A 16451-nucleotide genomic window follows, 5' to 3' on the forward strand; every position below is an offset into this window, starting at 1 on the left:
CACCCTTAAATATTTGGCCTCTCCATTTCCACGCTGATGAAGACCTTCCAGACTGCAATCCAATAAACTTTCAGTGAATTTTTTTATCTTTTCTCGATCTTCTGTCTTTTCTTTCTTCTGACTAAAGCGCCGTCTCAACCCTTTGTAATCATGATGATAGACAGATAAAAAATCACTTGTCTGTAAAAATTTTTCCAAATTATCCAAATTTGCTAAAAGTCCGACATGAAAAGCAACAGGTGCAAAAGTTTGATCTAAGGGTTGAGTACAGACGCTGCGAAACTCAACGGTCCCACGCTTAGTCAAATTTTGATACTGATAACTGCGATGACTGTCAAAATCAGTTTCTTGAGGAAACAGTGTTACCTTTTCTCCTTTAAGATTCCAAGCTGAAATGTCTTTTTGCAGCAGGTAGTCTCTTGCACGAATCGGTTCAAAATAATAGACTTCCCCATTTCTTTCCGCAGTAAAAAGAGCTGAACCAGCAAGATAGTCAAAGAAATCTTCCTCTGTTTTAAAACTTCTGCTATTGACACCGACATTCTCCTTAAAGACGCCGTGCATGGAATTCTCCCAAAAAATATCTCGTGAAATCTTAAACGGCCAGTTTTGTCCCCAAAACTCTGAATTGGCAAACAGATAGGCCTTAGCTGCTTCGATCTTATTAAAGGCATTAATGACACGCAGATAGTTATCTTTACTGACATCTAGCTGAACTTGATTTCCACAGATAAAAGATCCGTATTGAGGAAATTTATGAAAAAAGGGATCTTTTTTATTTTTAGATAGGGCTAAGAAATCCAGTAACATTTGATAGCGCGGCAGTTTAACTGCACTATTGTCATTTAAATTCCAATAAGGATGCACTCCAAAGCCTTGTATGGCATGATTATATTGGCCTAAAAAATCCTGCACAGCCTCTAAATAATGATTAAATCTCTTTTCCGCATCCTGAATCTTTTTTACTTTTCCAAGAGCAAACTCTATCGTATTGTAAGATACCTCAAAGAGAATTCTGTCTTCTGTGCTCTTATTAACAAGCTGAACGGGCTGCCCATCTGTATCGCACTTTTCCACTTCAAAGGGAAGAACCTGAGGAAGATAAGACAGTAAAGCCTTTGTAACCCGCAGATCGGTCGCTTCCTGTTTTAAATTAACGATTGGAAATTCCAGTTCAACCCCTATGTAAGCTTCAGGAGATTCTTTGATATTATCAAGGTATCGTCTTTTCAGTAAATCTATAGCTTTAGTCATATTCTGCCCCCAAGTGTTTGAGATTAATTATAACAAAATTTCTAAAGAATTCAAAAAGCGCTTATTTAGGAAATGCTTCTAGCCTTAAAAACATTTCCTAAATAAACGCTGACGCTTCAATATGATGAGTGTTCCACTAGGAGAGGCTCCTAGTGGCAGACCAGAGCTAGACTAAGAATTCTTAAAATTCCATCATCGTAACACTCAACAAAATTGATGATCTTATACTAATTCAATAATTGCCATTGGGGCAGCATCACCACGGCGCGGTTCTGTTTTCAGAATACGAGTGTAGCCGCCATTGCGTTCTGCATAACGCGGTGCAATTTCTGAAAAAAGTTTTTGAAGAGCTGTAGTTGACGTGTACTTATCACTAGCTTCATCATAGTTTTCAGATGCAATTTCGTTGCGAACGAATGCAGCCGCCTGACGACGGGCATGGAGATCGCCGCGTTTACCAAGAGTAATCATTTTTTCAACTGTTTTGCGGATTTCTTTTGCACGAGCTTCTGTTGTTACAATAGATTCGTTGATAAGAAGATCAGTCGTTAAATCACGAAGCATTGCTTTACGTTGTGAGCTAGTACGTCCTAGTTTACGGTAAGCCATTATTTCCTCCTATATTATTATTTATCGTTTTTTAATCCCAAACCAAGATCAGCAAGTTTTACTTTAACTTCCTCGAGGCTCTTGCGTCCAAGATTTCTAACCTTCATCATTTCAGGTTCAGTCTTTTCTGTTAAATCATAGACTGTATTAATACCAGCACGCTTCAGACAGTTGTATGAACGTACTGATAAATCAAGTTCTTCAATCGTACGATCGAGTACTTTCTCATCAGAAACTTGTTCTGTTTCTTTCATGACATCCGTTGCTTTGGCAACTTCAGTTAAATCAGTGAAGAGATTTAAATGTTCAATCAAAACACGGGCAGATAAACCTAAAGCATCTTCAGGAATAATAGTCCCGTTGGTCATAATTTCGATTGTCAGTTTATCAAAGTTATCATTGCTGCCGACACGAGCAGGTTCAACCTGATAATTGACTTTCTTAACCGGTGTATAGATAGAGTCTATCGCAAGTGTCCCAACCGGTGCATCGTCTTTTTTATTTTCTTCTGCTGGAATATAACCGCGATTAGTACCCACAGTCAGAGTAGCTTTTAGGCTGGCACCTTCAGCAATAGTAAAGAGATAGTGGTCAGGATTAACAATTTCAATATCACTGTCTGTCAAAATATCTCCGGCAGTAATTTCTGCTGGACCTTCAACATCTAGTTCAATGATTTTTTCCTCTTCAACATAAGATTTTACAGCAAGCCCCTTAAGGTTCAGGATAATTTGCATGACGTCTTCGCGCACACCTGGAACGGTATCAAATTCGTGTAGTACCCCGTCAATCTTAATTGACGTAACAGCTGCACCTGGAAGTGAAGACAAGAGTACCCGACGAAGAGAATTACCTAGAGTTGTACCATAGCCACGCTCAAGCGGTTCAATGACAAATCTGCCGTAATCTTTATTTTCATCAATTTTTGTTATTATTGGTTTTTCAAACTCAATCATCTATTTTACTCCTCTAAAACATTCCTGTGTACTATGAGATTATGATTATACACGACGGCGTTTTGGAGGACGAGCACCATTATGCGGTACAGGAGTCACATCACGAATAGCTGTTACTTCCAGACCAGCAGCGGCAAGCGCACGAATAGCAGATTCACGACCTGAACCCGGCCCTTTTACGGTAACTTCAACAGTCTTTAGACCGTGTTCTTGAGCAGATTTAGCAGCAGCTTCTGCAGCCATTTGGGCAGCAAACGGAGTAGATTTACGTGAACCTTTGAATCCAAGCGCACCGGCTGATGACCACGCAAGAGCATTACCATGCACATCTGTAATCATAACAATAGTGTTATTGAATGTAGCGTGAATATGGGCAATACCAGATTCAATATTTTTCTTCACACGACGTTTACGTGTTGGTTTAGCCAATTTTTTTACCTCCTATTTTATTTTTTCTTACCAGCAATCGCTACAGCTTTGCCTTTGCGAGTGCGAGCGTTATTTTTAGTATTTTGTCCACGGACAGGAAGTCCACGGCGGTGACGGATTCCGCGGTATGAACCGATTTCCATCAAACGTTTGATGTTGAGGTTAACTTCACGGCGAAGATCTCCTTCAACTTTAATTGCATCAACTTCGCGGCGGATAGCATCTTCTTGATCAGATGTCAAATCTTTAACACGGATATCTTCTGAAACACCTGCTGCAGCAAGAATTTTTTTAGAAGTTGGCAAACCGATACCATACACATAAGTAAGTGATACGACTACACGTTTATCGTTTGGAATATCAACTCCAGCAATACGAGCCATTTTTTCTCCTTTCTATTTTAACCTTGACGTTGTTTGTGTTTTGGATTTGTCGGACAAATCACCATAACACGGCCGTTGCGGCGAATCACTTTACAGTATTCGCAAATTGGTTTAACCGATGGTCTTACCTTCATTCTTATCCCTCCATTTATTTCGACTATTTAAAGCGGTATGTGATACGTCCGCGAGTCAAGTCATAAGGACTCATTTCAACAGTGACCTTATCACCTACCAAAATACGGATATAGTTCTTCCGGATTTTCCCAGATACGGTCGCTAAAATTTGATGTCCGTTTTCTAACTCGACTGTAAACATCGCATTCGGCATTGTTTCAACAACCTTGCCTTCAATTTCAATCACATCTTCTTTTGCCACGCAAAAGCCCCCCTAAATTTCGATTTGATGTCCTCTGAGCACAGAGGTAACAATTATAAGTCAGACTAGCTTATTCTATCACTCTTTGCAATAAAAATCAAGCCACTAAGCTGATTTATTTTAAATTTGACAAAACCTTGTCAATAGCTTCAAAGACTAGTTCAATATCTTGATCTCCTTCGATATCATGAACCAATCCTTCAGCACGATAATATTCAATGATCGGCTGACCCTGAGCAATATTAACATCCAAACGGCGTTTGACAGCTTCCGGTTTGTCATCCTCGCGTTGATAGTAATCCTCTTCATTGTAATCAGCAGGGGGATTAAAAACTTTATGGAACGTTTCACCAGTCTTACGATTGATAATACGTCCGCTCAAACGCTCAACTAATTTGTCAGCTGCAATCTCAATGTTGACCACTGCATCTAATTTTAGGCCAAGTTCCTTCAAGATAGCAGTCAGCACTTCTGCCTGTTCCAAAGTTCGTGGGTAGCCATCAAGAAGGAAACCTTTTTCTTTGATGTCTTCTTGCGCCAGACGTTCTTTGACAATACCATTAGTCACCTCATCAGGAACCAAGTCTCCCTTGTCCATGTATGACTTAGCTAACAGGCCCAGCTCTGTTTGATTGGCGATGGCAGCGCGGAACATATCTCCTGTTGAGATATGAACAAGGCCAAATTTTTCAACAATTTTAACTGCCTGAGTTCCTTTCCCAGCACCCGGCAAACCCATAATTAAAAGATTCATGATAGTCTCCTTATTTTGTTTTCAAATAAATCTGCCAGTTTGGCAAACTTATTAAAAAGCAAAATAGAAGGGAGCAGAATATGAACTCCGAAAAAACCAGAGAATTCATTATTCTGCCCCCGCAGCCTTGCCCGCCTTGCTGGGCAAACAACTTCCGCATTTTTTAATGCTCTGTTATAAATGCTGCTCTATAGTCTATTCTGCAGTATTCATGAAACCAACATACTGTCTCTTCAAAAGATAGCCTTCCAGCTGTTTCATTCCTTCAATACCTGTTGAAATAACAATCAAGAGACTGGTTCCTCCCAGAGCTACGCTTGATGATAAATCAAACTGCTGCTGAGCAACAATGGGGCTCAGGGCAACAAAGGCCAAGAAAACGGAACCGATTGTAGCAAGCTTTTTAAGGAGCGATGACAAGTACTCTTCTGTTTCGCGGCCAGGTCTGACACTCGGAATATAGGAAGCATTCTTTTGCAGATTCTCTGCTGTCTTTTCCGGATTCACCTGTACAAAAGTATAGAAGAATGAGAAAAGAACAATGAGAACAGCATAGACAGCCATTCCTGTCGGATTAGTGTAAGACAGCCACTCTTGCAAGGTTGTCATCCAAGGAATATCTCGGCCGTGTTGGAAAAACGGCAATATTGTACTTGGAATAGTTGTAATGGAACTTGCAAAGATGACCGGAATAACTCCGGCTGGATTTATCTTCAAAGGAAGATAGGAATTAGTAGGCGCACCTTGGGCCAACTTAGTATATTGAATTGGAATTTTATACTCTGCCTGCTGAACAAATGTTGTAAAGAAGATAATGATCAGACTGGCTAAAATCAGTAAGCCTACAAAAATCAGAGAATTTGTCATCTCATCCGAGCGGATATTGACAAAATAATCTTCATAGACTGATTTAATGGTCCCAGGTATAGAAGAAATAATCCCTGCAAAGATAATCATCGACACACCATTGCCGAAACCTTTATCAGAAATTTGATCCCCAAGCCAAGTCACAATCACACTTCCTGCAGTTAAAACAGCACCAATTAAAAGGAATGTTTGCAGATTGGGAGTTGATACAATACCGACACTAGAGAGTGCATTGAAACCGTAAGCAATACCAATAGATTGGAAGAAAGCAAGAACCAACGAAATATAGCGCGTTGCCTGATTAAGTTTACGGCGTCCAACTTCGCCTTGCTTCCCCCATTCAACAAACTTAGGCAATATATCCATTTGTAAGAGCTGAACCACAATTGACGCGGTAATATAAGGGCTGACCCCCATGGAGAAAACCGAAAAGTTACTCATGGCATTACCACTGACCAAGTTTAGCATGTTTAAAAATGGCAGATCACTTATTTGTTCAAGACTTTTAGCATTGATGCCTGGTACGGTGATGTGTGTACCAACACGAAATACAAAGATGATAAAAATAGTAAAGAAAATCTTTTTTCTAACACTTTTCACCTTTAGGGCGTCTTTTAAAAGTCTAAAAAACATTAGATCACCTCGATTGAACCACCTTTAGCAGTGATTGCTGCTTCAGCAGATTTTGAGAATTTAGCTGCTTTAACAGTTAATTTTTTAGTTAATTCGCCATTACCAAGAATTTTAATTCCTGATTTTTCATTGCGAACGATTTTTGCTTCTTTAAGAAGAGCAGGAGTAACCTCTGTACCGTCCTCAAAGACGTTTAATTTGTCAAGGTTAACAAGCGCATATTCTTTAGCATTGATATTTGTAAAGCCACGTTTTGGAAGACGACGGAACAATGGAGTTTGTCCACCTTCAAATCCTGGACGGATACTGCCGCCGCTGCGGGATTTTTGACCTTTTTGACCGCGGCCTGCAGTCTTACCGTTACCTGATGACGAACCGCGGCCGACACGGTTGCGAACTTTGCGAGAACCTTCTGCAGGTTTTAATTCATGAAGCTTCATTTAAATTTTTCTCCTTATTTGTAAAATGCTAACGCCTTCACAGGGGAAAAGGTGTTCCCTGTAAAGACTCGCCTATACGATTTTATATTGCAGTCAAGCCGCAGTGATAAATCGCTGCGACTTGATAACTTTTAGCAGCTGACTGTGCAGCTCCTTCCAGCCAAAGCTGGGAGTATCTGTACAGTCAGCCTAGCAGGAACAAGCATGAAAGTATTTTTGAGAAAGCTGGATTTCTCATCACTTCAGCTGCTTGGCCTTATTTAACTTCTTCTACAGTCACTAAGTGTGAAACTTTGTTGACCATACCGCGAATAGCTGGGCTGTCTTCTTTAACAACTGAGCTGTTCAATTTACCAAGTCCAAGGGCAACAACTGTTTTACGCTGTGCAGGGATGCGGCCGATTGGAGACTTAGTCAAAGTAATTTTAATTTGTGCCATGACTTCTCCTTTCTTATGCTAAATCAGATACTGAAACACCGCGAAGAGCAGCAACTTCTTCTGCACGCTTAAGCTGTTTTAATCCTTCAACCGTTGCACGAACAATATTGATTGGTGTGTTTGAACCAAGTGATTTAGATGTAACATCTGCCACACCGGCCAATTCCACAACGGCACGGACAGCACCGCCCGCAGCAACTCCGGCACCTTCTACAGCCGGTTTCAGCAAGACACGAGCTCCGCCAAATTCTGAACGTACTTCGTGAGGAATTGTTGTTCCAACCATTGGTACTTCAATCATATTTTTCTTAGCAGTATCGACTGCCTTACGAATAGCTTCTGGTACTTCTTGAGCTTTGCCGGTACCAAAACCTACACGGCCGTTACGATCTCCAACAACTACAAGAGCAGCAAAGCGAAGACGACGTCCGCCTTTTACAACTTTTGTAACACGGTTAATTGCAACAACGCGTTCTTCAAGTTCTACTGCATTATCTTTAAATGCCATTATTAAGTGTCCTCCCTATTAGAATTTCAATCCGTTTTCACGAGCTGCATCAGCCAAAGCTTTAACACGTCCGTGATAGAGATATCCACCGCGGTCAAACACCACTTCAGAAATACCTTTAGCTACTGCGCGTTCAGCAACGAGTTTACCAACAACCTCGGCTTGTTCTGTTTTAGTTCCTTTTGAAACTTCTTTGTCAAGAGTTGAAGCACTTGCGAGCGTTACACCCGCTACGTCATCAATTACTTGAGCGTAGATGCCTGTATTAGAACGGAAAATGTTCAAACGTGGGCGATCAGCAGTTCCAGAGAGTTTACCGCGAACGCGACGATGGCGTTTTTGACGGATTTTATTTTTATCTGGTTTCGAAATCACAATTTTTACCTCTTAAATTTTATAATTATCAAACTGACAAAGTTGTTTTATAGCAGTGTAATATCTTACACATACTATTAAACCGATTCTATTTACCTGTTTTACCTTCTTTGCGGCGTACGTATTCACCAACGTAACGGATACCCTTGCCTTTATATGGTTCAGGAGCACGGAGTCCGCGAATATAAGCAGCTGTCTGACCGACAACTTCTTTATTAATTCCGTTTACAACGATAGCTGTAGCAGAGGGTACCTCAAAAGTGATACCTTCTGGAGCTTCCACTTCATCTTGGTGAGATTTACCAACGGAAAGCACAAGTTTTTTCCCCTGAAGCTGAGCACGGTAACCGACACCCTGCATTTCAAGTTCTTTTTTGAAACCTTCAGAAACACCAACAACCATGTTATTCAAGTTAGCACGAGCTGTACCATGGATGGTTTTCATTCCTTTAGAATCGTTTGGACGGTGAAGAGATACTTCAGTACCTTCAACCTTGATTTCAATATCTTTTGGAAACTCACGAGTCAGTTCCCCTTTAGGTCCTTTTACAGTAACCACATTGTCTTTGTTGCTGAGTTCTACACCAGCAGGCAATGTAATCACTTTATTACCAATACGTGACATATTTTCTTTTCTCCTGTTAGATTATCAGGCCGCTTGAGCGACTAGTTTTCACGGGGCAAACAAGATACAAAGTCGTGAAGCAACTCGAAGAAAAATAAGCGGTAAGTCCGAAATCTTTGATTTCGTAGACGCATCCTCGTCAGAACGACTAGGACTTTCCTGACCGAAGGGCAGAGAAAGTTCAGACGTTTACGACGCATAAAGTGAATATTTCTGAAACTACTTTTCACTTTTTTCAAAGAGTTGTAGGCGTGTTCAATTAGTGTATCTTGTTCATGTTTGGCTACATGACACCATCAAATCACATTATGAAATTTGATAGCATCATCATTTTAGGTTTCAATTTCTAAATGGGACAAGGCAGAGCAACGCGGGCTATACTCAAGTATACCAAGATGCTCTAACACAGGCCCATAACGAAATCGGAAGCTAAAAGATTACCAAACGTAAGCAATCACTTCGCCGCCAATATTCTTTTGACGGGCTTCTTTGTCAGTCAAAAGACCTTCCGAAGTTGAAATGATAGCAATTCCAAGTCCGTTAAGAACCTTAGGAACATTTTGGCTTTTCGCATAAATACGAAGACCTGGTTTAGAAATGCGCTTTAGGCCAGTAATAACTTTTTCACCATTTTGTCCGTATTTAAGAAAAACACGAATGATGCCTTGTTTGTCATCTTCAACGACTTCAACATTTTTTACAAAGCCTTCACGCTTAAGAATTTCAGCAATTCCTTTTTTGATGTTTGATGCAGGAGCTTCGACAACGCTGTGGTTTGCTTGGTTAGCATTGCGGATGCGTGTCAGAAAGTCTGCAATTGGGTCAGTCATAACCATTTGATTTTTTCTCCTCTTACTAGTAGTTTGATTTTTTCACTTGCTAGTTAATGTCGCCCGAGTGGGCTGGTTGTATGCTTCTCAGACGAAAAGCTAATTTGAACTCGCCCTATGAACTGTGCAAAATAGATAAATCGACTCGTTTGCAAGCAAACATCTTCGATTTCCTAATTTTGCTTTGTTCACCACGGGCTTAGTATCATAATTTTTGAGCACGGACTAAAATCCTAGTGAAAAAGATAGGCTTTCTCAAAGTCTAATGACTTCTGCGGCAGCCTCCTATTTTCATACGGATTTTTACGTCCTTTGCATCATCATTTTACCAAGACGCTTTGGTAACGCCAGGGATTTGTCCTTTGTATGCTAATTCACGGAAGCAAACACGGCAAAGTTTAAATTTGCGGTAGACTGAATGCGGCCGGCCGCATTTTTCACAGCGAGTGTAAGCTTGCGTTGAAAATTTTGCTGGGCGTTTGCTCTTAGCAATCATAGATTTTTTAGCCAAATTTAAACCTCCTTATTATTTTGCAAAAGGCATTCCAAGGCCTGTAAGCAATTCACGTGATTCTTCATCGGTATTAGCAGTTGTTACGATAACAATATCAAGACCGCGTACCTTATCAACATTATCAAAGTTGATTTCTGGGAAAATTAATTGTTCTTTAATACCAAGTGTGTAGTTTCCACGACCGTCAAATGATTTTGTCGGAACACCGTGGAAGTCACGGACACGCGGAAGCGATACGGTAACCAATTTATCCAAGAATTCATACATACGTTCGCCACGAAGAGTAACTTTCGCACCGATAGCAACCCCTTCACGAAGACGGAAGCCGGCGATTGATTTCTTAGCTTTAGTGATAAGTGGTTTTTGACCTGAGATAAGCGCCAATTCATCAGCAGCTTTTTCAAGGTTTTTCGCATTTGATACAGCGTCACCAACACCCATGTTAAGGACAATTTTTTCAACCTTAGGCACAGCCATTACAGATGAGTAGCTGAATTTTTCTGTCAATGCAGGAACTACTTCATTAAGATATTTTTCTTTTAAGCGATTTGCCATTATACTTCTCCTTTCCTTCGTGATTAATCAAGCACTTCGCCTGATTTTTTGTTGTAACGAACTTTTTTGCCGTCAACAAACTTGTAACCGACACGGCCAGCAACACCGTTCTTGTCAAGAACTTGAACGTTTGATGCATGGATTGGTGCTTCTTTTTCCACGATAGCACCTTGAGGGTTTTCGTTATTTGGTTTTTGATGTTTCTTGATAATGGCTACGCCTTCAACAACAACTTTATTTACTTTTGGAAGAGCTTTGAGAACTACAGCTTCGACGCCTTTGTCCTTGCCAGCAATAACGCGAACTTTATCGCCTTTTTTTACAAACATTTGAGTTATTCTCCTCTATATATTTCTTACGCCCTGAAGGCACCCTAGAAAATTCCCAGGGGACTAAGTTTGTTTTTTAGAATTAAAGTACTTCTGGTGCCAGTGACACGATCTTCATGAAGTTGCCTTCACGCAATTCACGTGCGACAGGACCAAAAATACGAGTTCCGCGAGGTGTTTTATCATCACGGATAAGAACAGCTGCATTCTCATCGAACTTGATGTATGAACCATCAGCACGGCGAGCGCCTGATTTAGTACGAACGATAACGGCTTTGACAACGTCACCTTTTTTAACCGCACCACCAGGAGTAGCTTGTTTTACTGAAGCAACGATGACATCACCGATGTTTGCGAATTTACGGCCTGATCCACCAAGAACTTTGATAGTCAAGATTTCGCGAGCACCAGAGTTATCAGCAACTTTTAAACGACTTTCTGATTGAATCATTTAAGTTTTCTCTCCTTTCAGGCTTGATTAAATAATAACGGCTTCTTCAACCACTTCAACAAGACGGAAATGCTTTGTCGCTGAAAGCGGGCGAGTTTCCATGATGCGAACGATATCGCCTTCTTTAGCAACATTGTTTTCATCATGCGCCTTATATTTCTTAGAGTAGTTAATACGTTTACCATAGACTGGGTGGTTACGTTTTGTTTCAACTACAACTGTGATTGTTTTGTCCATTTTATCTGATACAACACGACCAACTAATGTTCTACGTTGTTTACGTTCCATTTAAAAGACTCCTTTCCCAATCTATTATTTATTTTCAGACTGCACTGTTTTTACACGTGCAATTTGCTTTTTAACTTCGTTCAAACGGGCAGTTTGATCAAGTTGACCTGCTGCAGCTTGGAAACGAAGGTCGAAAAGTTCTTTCTTCAGTTCGTTTTCTTTCTTAGCAAGTTCTTCTTGAGAAAGACCACGAAGCTCTTTAACAAAATCTTTAATTTCTTGAAGTTTCATGTTTTTCTCCTTATTCTGCTTCACGTTTCACGAATTTAGTTTTAACCGGCAGCTTGTGGCTGGCAAGACGAAGCGCTTCACGTGCAACTTCTTCAGATACACCAGCGATTTCAAACATCACTTTACCGCGTTTAACCGGTGCTACCCAACCTTCAGGAGCACCTTTCCCTGAACCCATACGTACACCGATAGCTTTAGCAGTGTATGATTTATGAGGGAAGATTTTAATCCAAACTTTACCGCCACGTTTCATGTAACGTGTCATTGCAATACGGGCAGCTTCAATTTGACGGTTTGTAATCCAGTGACTAGTAGTAGCTTGAAGACCGTATTCACCGAATGCGACTTCTTTACCACCTTTAGCTTCACCGCGCATTTTCCCGCGGAATTCGCGACGGTGTTTAACACGTTTAGGTACTAACATTTGTTATTTGCCTCCTTTAGTGTTTTTACGAGCCGGAAGAACTTCCCCACGGTAAATCCAAACTTTAACACCGAGCTTACCATAAGTTGTATCAGCTTCTTCCCAAGCGTAATCGATATCCGCACGAAGTGTGTGAAGCGGAACAGTTCCTTCTGAGTATCCTTCGCTGCGGGCAATATCTGCACCATTCAAGCGGCCTGATACCTGAGTTTTGATTCCTTTAGCACCTGCACGCATTGTACGCTGGATAGCTTGTTTTTGTGCACGGCGGAAAGCAACACGTTGCTCAAGCTGGCGGGCAATATTCTCACCAACAAGGTGAGCATCAAGATCTGGTGATTTAATTTCAATGATGTTGATGTGAACTTGTTTGCCAGTCAATTTGTTAAGTTGCGCACGAAGAGCGTCAACATTTGCTCCACCTTTACCGATAACCATACCTGGTTTTGCAGTATGAAGGGAAACATTTACTTTATTTACTGCGCGTTCGATTTCGATAGTAGAAACTGAAGCGTCAGCCAATTCTTTTTGAATGAATTTACGGATTGCAAGATCTTCATGAAGGTAATCCGCGTATTCTTTTTCAGCATACCATTTTGCATCCCAGTCACGAATAATACCGACACGCATACCAATTGGATGTACTTTTTGACCCACGATTTTACCTCCTTATTTTTCTGACACAACTACTGTGACGTGAGTTGTGCGTTTGTTGATTGGTGAAGCTGAGCCTTTAGCACGCGGACGGAAACGTTTCATCGTTGGTCCTTCGTTTGCGAAAGTTTCAGATACTACCAAGTTAGCTTTTTCCAAACCAAAGTTGTTTTCTGCGTTAGCGATAGCAGAGTTAAGAGTTTTTTCAACGATACGGGCTGCTTTGTTTGGAGTGAATTTTAAGATTGCGATTGCGTCAGCAACGTTCTTACCACGGATAAGATCAAGTACAAGACGTGTTTTACGAGGTGAAACACGGACTGTACGAGCCATTGCTTTAGCTGAAATAATTTCTGCCATTGTGTCCTCCTCCTATTAACGACGTGTTTTCTTATCGTCAGCTGCGTGACCTTTGTAAGTACGAGTTGGCGCAAATTCACCAAGCTTGTGACCTACCATGTCTTCTTGGATGTAAACAGGAACATGTTTACGTCCATCATAAACTGCGATTGTATATCCGATAAAACTTGGGAAAATCGTTGAACGACGTGACCAAGTTTTGATGACTTTTTTCTTTTCATCATTTGCTTGAGCTTCAATTTTTTTCATCAAATGCTCATCGACGAAAGGTCCTTTTTTAAGACTGCGTCCCATTGTGTAGTTTTCTCCTTTAAATATAGTACCACAGCGGCTTGGGAGGAGGGTCGAAAACCCAACTTACCCTACCGAGCTGGCGGATTTATCATAACCGACCGGCGCAGTAGTTGACGGTCAAATAGCGGCATTTTTCAACTTGCTATTTTCCTCGTCAACTGTGCGGGGTCTCGCTACGAAGTTTTAACAACCTTCTGCTCGGCCGCCTATTTTTCGTTACGGCGACGAACAATAAGTTTATCAGTTCTAGCTTTTTTATTGCGCGTTTTAAGACCAAGCGCTGGTTTACCCCAAGGAGTAGATGGCGCTTTGCGTCCGACTGGTGCCTTACCTTCACCACCACCGTGCGGGTGATCGTTAGGGTTCATTACAGAACCGCGAACTGTTGGGCGAATACCTCTCCAGCGATTGCGTCCTGCTTTACCATAATTAACAAGTCCATGCTGTTCGTTACCAACAACACCTACTGTTGCGCGACAAGTTCCGAGAATCATACGAACTTCGCCAGACTGAAGGCGAACAAGCACGTATTTGCCTTCTTGACCAAGCACCTGAGCAGAAGCTCCAGCTGCACGAACAAGCTCGGCACCCTTACCTGGTTTTAATTCAATGTTATGAATAATAGCACCGACAGGGATATTAGCAAGCGGAAGTGCATTTCCGACTTTGATATCTGCTTCTGGGCCTGAAACGATACGTTGACCGACTTTGAGACCTTTCGGTGCAATGATGTAAGCCTTCACACCGTCAACATAGTGCACAAGAGCAATGTTAGCTGAGCGGTTTGGATCGTATTCGATTGTTTTAACAACCGCTTCAACACCGTCTTTATTACGCTTGAAATCAATCAAACGATAGTGGCGTTTGTGACCGCCGCCTTGGTGGCGAACAGTGATACGGCCGTTATTATTGCGGCCAGCCTTGGTTTTCAGCGGAGCAAGCAATGATTTCTCAGGAGTGCTTGTAGTGATTTCAGCAAAATCCAAAGAAGTCATATTACGACGGCCATTTGTCGTTGGTTTATAAACTTTAATACCCACGTTAATTCCTCCTTTGATTATTCAGCTTCAGCTGCAAACAACTCGATTGCTTTAGAATCAGCTGTAAGAGTGATGATAGCTTTTTTGGTTTTGCTTGTGAAGCCTGTGTAGCGACCCACACGTTTTTGTTTTGGTTTTACATTTACTGTACGGACACTGGCAACTTTAACACCGTCAAATGCTGCTTCAACAGCTTGTTTGATTAAAAGTTTATGTGCGCGAGTATCAACTTCAAATGTATATTTCCCCTCTTCAAGGGCAACCATTGATTTTTCAGTAACAACAGGTTTTTTGATTACGTCGTACAAATTCATTATGCAAGAACCTCCTCGATATTAGAGATTGCTTCTTTAGTAACAAGAAGTTTGTCGCTGTTTACGATATCAAGGACACTTGCAGTTGCTGCTGTAGCAACTTTTACATTTGGAAGGTTGCGAGCTGATAATTCAGCAAACTCATTTCCTTCTTCAAGAATAACAAGTACTTTTGAATCAATGCTGAGTGCAGCAAGCGCCTGTGCAAATTCTTTAGTTTTTGGAGCTTCAAAAGAAAGAGCATCAACAGCTACAAATTTTTCATCAGCAACTTTTGCTGAATAAACAGATTTCAACGCGAGGCGACGAACTTTTTGCGGAAGTTTGTAGCCATAAGAACGTGGAGTTGGTCCAAAGACAACACCACCACCACGCCATTGTGGTGAGCGGATAGAACCTTGACGCGCACGTCCAGTTCCTTTTTGACGCCATGGTTTACGGCCGCCGCCTGATACTGCTGAACGGTTTTTAACCGCATGGGTACCTTGGCGAAGGTTAGCACGTTGGCTGATAACAACATCAAATACTACTGATTCATTTGGTTCAATCCCAAAGACAGCATCATTAAGTGTCACTTGACCAGCTTCTTTACCAGTTTGGTCAAATAGTTTTACGTTTGCCATGTTAACTGATTTCCCCTTTCCTTATTATTTAGCAGCTTTGACTGCTGATTTGATGGTGATAAGAGATTTCTTAGCACCTGGCACATTACCCTTGATAAGGATAACGTTTTTTTCCGGAACAACTTGAACCACTTCAAGATTTTGAATGGTTACACGGTTGCCGCCCATGCGTCCTGCAAGGTTTTTACCTTTGAACACACGGTTAGGCGCAACAGGCCCCATAGAACCAGGACGACGGTGGTAACGAGAACCGTGAGCCATAGGCCCGCGTGATTGTCCGTGACGCTTAATAGCACCTTGGAAACCTTTACCCTTGGTTGTACCAGTAACATCAACAACATCACCAGCTTCGAATTGTTCAACTGTAATTTCTTGTCCAACTTCCAAGCCTTCAATGTTTTTGAATTCACGAATGAAGCGCTTAGGAGCTGTGTTGGCTTTCGCCACATGGCCTTTGGCAGGTTTGTTGCTCAACACTTCACGTTTGTCGTCAAAACCAACTTGAACTGCTTCATAACCGTCTGTTTCAACAGTCTTAACTTGAAGCACAACATTTGGAGTTGCTTCGATGACAGTAACAGGGATAAATTCACCAGCTTCAGTGAAGATTTGAGTCATTCCCACTTTTTTCCCTAAGATTCCTTTTGTCATGAGAAAATATTTCCTTTGCTTATTTTATTTAAAAAGTTTTTTATGAGCGTTTTTCATGCTCAAAAAAGTTTTTAACGAGCGTTTTTTATGCTCAAGGTAAGATGCAAAAAGCGTCAAACTCACAGCAAAAACAGGAAATCTGACGAAGAAACTTCTGTTTCTAGGAAGATTTATACCTAAAGGTAGCCACATCCGTAATCTAGCTAAAGCTATAACGGTTGCGTCTCTTTTTTTGCACAGAGTTT

29 protein-coding genes are annotated in these 16451 nt (G+C 41.2%); all 29 read right to left on the reverse strand.

Translation table 11 applies throughout. From position 1 onward, the window contains the following. A partial coding sequence (locus tag SRA_RS01585) for a glutamate-cysteine ligase family protein (protein WP_003086880.1) occupies nt 1-1254 on the reverse strand: 1254 nt, incomplete at its 3' end. 222 nt (nt 1255-1476) lie between these two features. Next, nucleotides 1477-1863 carry a 50S ribosomal protein L17 gene (gene rplQ / locus SRA_RS01590; RefSeq protein ID WP_003086882.1) on the reverse strand — a complete coding sequence of 129 codons (387 nt, stop codon included), beginning with the start codon at nt 1861-1863 and terminating at the stop codon, nt 1477-1479. A gap of 17 nt (nt 1864-1880) precedes the next feature. Continuing rightward, nucleotides 1881-2819 carry a DNA-directed RNA polymerase subunit alpha gene (locus SRA_RS01595; protein WP_003086884.1) on the reverse strand — a complete coding sequence of 313 codons (939 nt, stop codon included), beginning with the start codon at nt 2817-2819 and terminating at the stop codon, nt 1881-1883. Between the two features lie 45 nt (nt 2820-2864). Next, nucleotides 2865-3248 carry a 30S ribosomal protein S11 gene (gene rpsK, locus SRA_RS01600; protein WP_003080097.1) on the reverse strand — a complete coding sequence of 128 codons (384 nt, stop codon included), beginning with the start codon at nt 3246-3248 and terminating at the stop codon, nt 2865-2867. Nucleotides 3249-3265: 17 nt separating this feature from the next. Continuing rightward, entirely contained in the window at nt 3266-3631 is a 366-nt protein-coding gene (gene rpsM / locus SRA_RS01605; protein ID WP_002262317.1) for a 30S ribosomal protein S13, read from the reverse strand. 17 nt (nt 3632-3648) lie between these two features. Then, the gene (rpmJ, locus tag SRA_RS09880) at nt 3649-3765 is read right to left on the reverse strand and encodes a 50S ribosomal protein L36 (RefSeq protein ID WP_000868345.1); all 117 of its coding nucleotides are present in this window, start codon (nt 3763-3765) and stop codon (nt 3649-3651) included. Nucleotides 3766-3788: 23 nt separating this feature from the next. After that, nucleotides 3789-4007, reverse strand: a complete 219-nt coding sequence (gene infA / locus SRA_RS01610) for a translation initiation factor IF-1 (RefSeq protein ID WP_002262318.1) — start codon at nt 4005-4007, stop codon at nt 3789-3791. A gap of 115 nt (nt 4008-4122) precedes the next feature. Beyond that, nucleotides 4123-4761: an adenylate kinase gene (locus tag SRA_RS01615; RefSeq protein WP_003086888.1), complete on the reverse strand. Its 639-nt coding sequence runs from the start codon at nt 4759-4761 to the stop codon at nt 4123-4125. Nucleotides 4762-4956: 195 nt separating this feature from the next. After that, the gene (secY, locus tag SRA_RS01620; RefSeq protein ID WP_003086889.1) at nt 4957-6261 is read right to left on the reverse strand and encodes a preprotein translocase subunit SecY; all 1305 of its coding nucleotides are present in this window, start codon (nt 6259-6261) and stop codon (nt 4957-4959) included. Further along, the gene (rplO, locus tag SRA_RS01625) at nt 6261-6701 is read right to left on the reverse strand and encodes a 50S ribosomal protein L15 (protein ID WP_003086890.1); all 441 of its coding nucleotides are present in this window, start codon (nt 6699-6701) and stop codon (nt 6261-6263) included. Before rplO ends, secY begins: the two co-directional genes overlap by 1 nt. Nucleotides 6702-6957: 256 nt before the next feature. Continuing rightward, nucleotides 6958-7140, reverse strand: coding sequence for a 50S ribosomal protein L30 (gene rpmD / locus SRA_RS01630; protein ID WP_003086891.1), 183 nt, complete (start codon nt 7138-7140; stop codon nt 6958-6960). A 13-nt stretch (nt 7141-7153) separates the two neighbouring features. Further along, nucleotides 7154-7648 (reverse strand): 30S ribosomal protein S5, encoded by a 495-nt coding sequence (gene rpsE / locus SRA_RS01635; RefSeq protein ID WP_003086892.1) that lies wholly within the window; start codon nt 7646-7648, stop codon nt 7154-7156. Between the two features lie 18 nt (nt 7649-7666). Continuing rightward, nucleotides 7667-8023: a 50S ribosomal protein L18 gene (gene rplR, locus SRA_RS01640; protein WP_003086893.1), complete on the reverse strand. Its 357-nt coding sequence runs from the start codon at nt 8021-8023 to the stop codon at nt 7667-7669. An 88-nt stretch (nt 8024-8111) separates the two neighbouring features. Then, nucleotides 8112-8648: a 50S ribosomal protein L6 gene (rplF, locus tag SRA_RS01645; protein ID WP_003086894.1), complete on the reverse strand. Its 537-nt coding sequence runs from the start codon at nt 8646-8648 to the stop codon at nt 8112-8114. A gap of 437 nt (nt 8649-9085) precedes the next feature. After that, entirely contained in the window at nt 9086-9484 is a 399-nt protein-coding gene (gene rpsH, locus SRA_RS01650) for a 30S ribosomal protein S8 (protein ID WP_003086895.1), read from the reverse strand. Nucleotides 9485-9803: 319 nt separating this feature from the next. After that, nucleotides 9804-9989 carry a type Z 30S ribosomal protein S14 gene (locus SRA_RS01655; RefSeq protein WP_003086896.1) on the reverse strand — a complete coding sequence of 62 codons (186 nt, stop codon included), beginning with the start codon at nt 9987-9989 and terminating at the stop codon, nt 9804-9806. A gap of 15 nt (nt 9990-10004) precedes the next feature. Next, nucleotides 10005-10547 carry a 50S ribosomal protein L5 gene (rplE, locus tag SRA_RS01660; protein WP_003086897.1) on the reverse strand — a complete coding sequence of 181 codons (543 nt, stop codon included), beginning with the start codon at nt 10545-10547 and terminating at the stop codon, nt 10005-10007. A 23-nt stretch (nt 10548-10570) separates the two neighbouring features. Further along, nucleotides 10571-10876 carry a 50S ribosomal protein L24 gene (rplX, locus tag SRA_RS01665; RefSeq protein WP_003086898.1) on the reverse strand — a complete coding sequence of 102 codons (306 nt, stop codon included), beginning with the start codon at nt 10874-10876 and terminating at the stop codon, nt 10571-10573. Nucleotides 10877-10958: 82 nt separating this feature from the next. Further along, nucleotides 10959-11327, reverse strand: coding sequence for a 50S ribosomal protein L14 (gene rplN, locus SRA_RS01670; RefSeq protein ID WP_003086899.1), 369 nt, complete (start codon nt 11325-11327; stop codon nt 10959-10961). 27 nt (nt 11328-11354) lie between these two features. Beyond that, entirely contained in the window at nt 11355-11615 is a 261-nt protein-coding gene (rpsQ, locus tag SRA_RS01675) for a 30S ribosomal protein S17 (RefSeq protein WP_003086900.1), read from the reverse strand. Between the two features lie 24 nt (nt 11616-11639). Further along, complete coding sequence (rpmC, locus tag SRA_RS01680) at nt 11640-11846, reverse strand: 50S ribosomal protein L29 (protein WP_003086901.1); 207 nt, start codon at nt 11844-11846, stop codon at nt 11640-11642. A 10-nt stretch (nt 11847-11856) separates the two neighbouring features. Beyond that, nucleotides 11857-12270 carry a 50S ribosomal protein L16 gene (gene rplP / locus SRA_RS01685; protein ID WP_003062852.1) on the reverse strand — a complete coding sequence of 138 codons (414 nt, stop codon included), beginning with the start codon at nt 12268-12270 and terminating at the stop codon, nt 11857-11859. Nucleotides 12271-12273: 3 nt separating this feature from the next. Then, nucleotides 12274-12927 carry a 30S ribosomal protein S3 gene (gene rpsC / locus SRA_RS01690; RefSeq protein WP_003086902.1) on the reverse strand — a complete coding sequence of 218 codons (654 nt, stop codon included), beginning with the start codon at nt 12925-12927 and terminating at the stop codon, nt 12274-12276. A 12-nt stretch (nt 12928-12939) separates the two neighbouring features. Continuing rightward, nucleotides 12940-13284: a 50S ribosomal protein L22 gene (gene rplV / locus SRA_RS01695; protein ID WP_003086903.1), complete on the reverse strand. Its 345-nt coding sequence runs from the start codon at nt 13282-13284 to the stop codon at nt 12940-12942. Between the two features lie 15 nt (nt 13285-13299). Continuing rightward, nucleotides 13300-13578: a 30S ribosomal protein S19 gene (gene rpsS / locus SRA_RS01700; protein WP_003086904.1), complete on the reverse strand. Its 279-nt coding sequence runs from the start codon at nt 13576-13578 to the stop codon at nt 13300-13302. 206 nt (nt 13579-13784) lie between these two features. Continuing rightward, on the reverse strand, nt 13785-14618 hold the full coding sequence (rplB, locus tag SRA_RS01705; protein WP_003086905.1) for a 50S ribosomal protein L2: 834 nt from the start codon (nt 14616-14618) through the stop codon (nt 13785-13787). A 17-nt stretch (nt 14619-14635) separates the two neighbouring features. Next, a complete protein-coding gene (locus tag SRA_RS01710; RefSeq protein WP_003086906.1) occupies nt 14636-14932 on the reverse strand; it encodes a 50S ribosomal protein L23 in 297 nt (98 codons plus the stop codon). Then, the gene (gene rplD, locus SRA_RS01715; RefSeq protein ID WP_003086909.1) at nt 14932-15555 is read right to left on the reverse strand and encodes a 50S ribosomal protein L4; all 624 of its coding nucleotides are present in this window, start codon (nt 15553-15555) and stop codon (nt 14932-14934) included. Before rplD ends, SRA_RS01710 begins: the two co-directional genes overlap by 1 nt. Nucleotides 15556-15579: 24 nt before the next feature. Next, nucleotides 15580-16206 carry a 50S ribosomal protein L3 gene (gene rplC, locus SRA_RS01720; protein WP_003086911.1) on the reverse strand — a complete coding sequence of 209 codons (627 nt, stop codon included), beginning with the start codon at nt 16204-16206 and terminating at the stop codon, nt 15580-15582. Nucleotides 16207-16451 lie beyond the last annotated feature (245 nt).

Origin of the sequence: Streptococcus ratti FA-1 = DSM 20564, assembly GCF_000286075.1 — a bacterium.
Classification (GTDB): Bacteria; Bacillota; Bacilli; order Lactobacillales; family Streptococcaceae; genus Streptococcus; species Streptococcus ratti.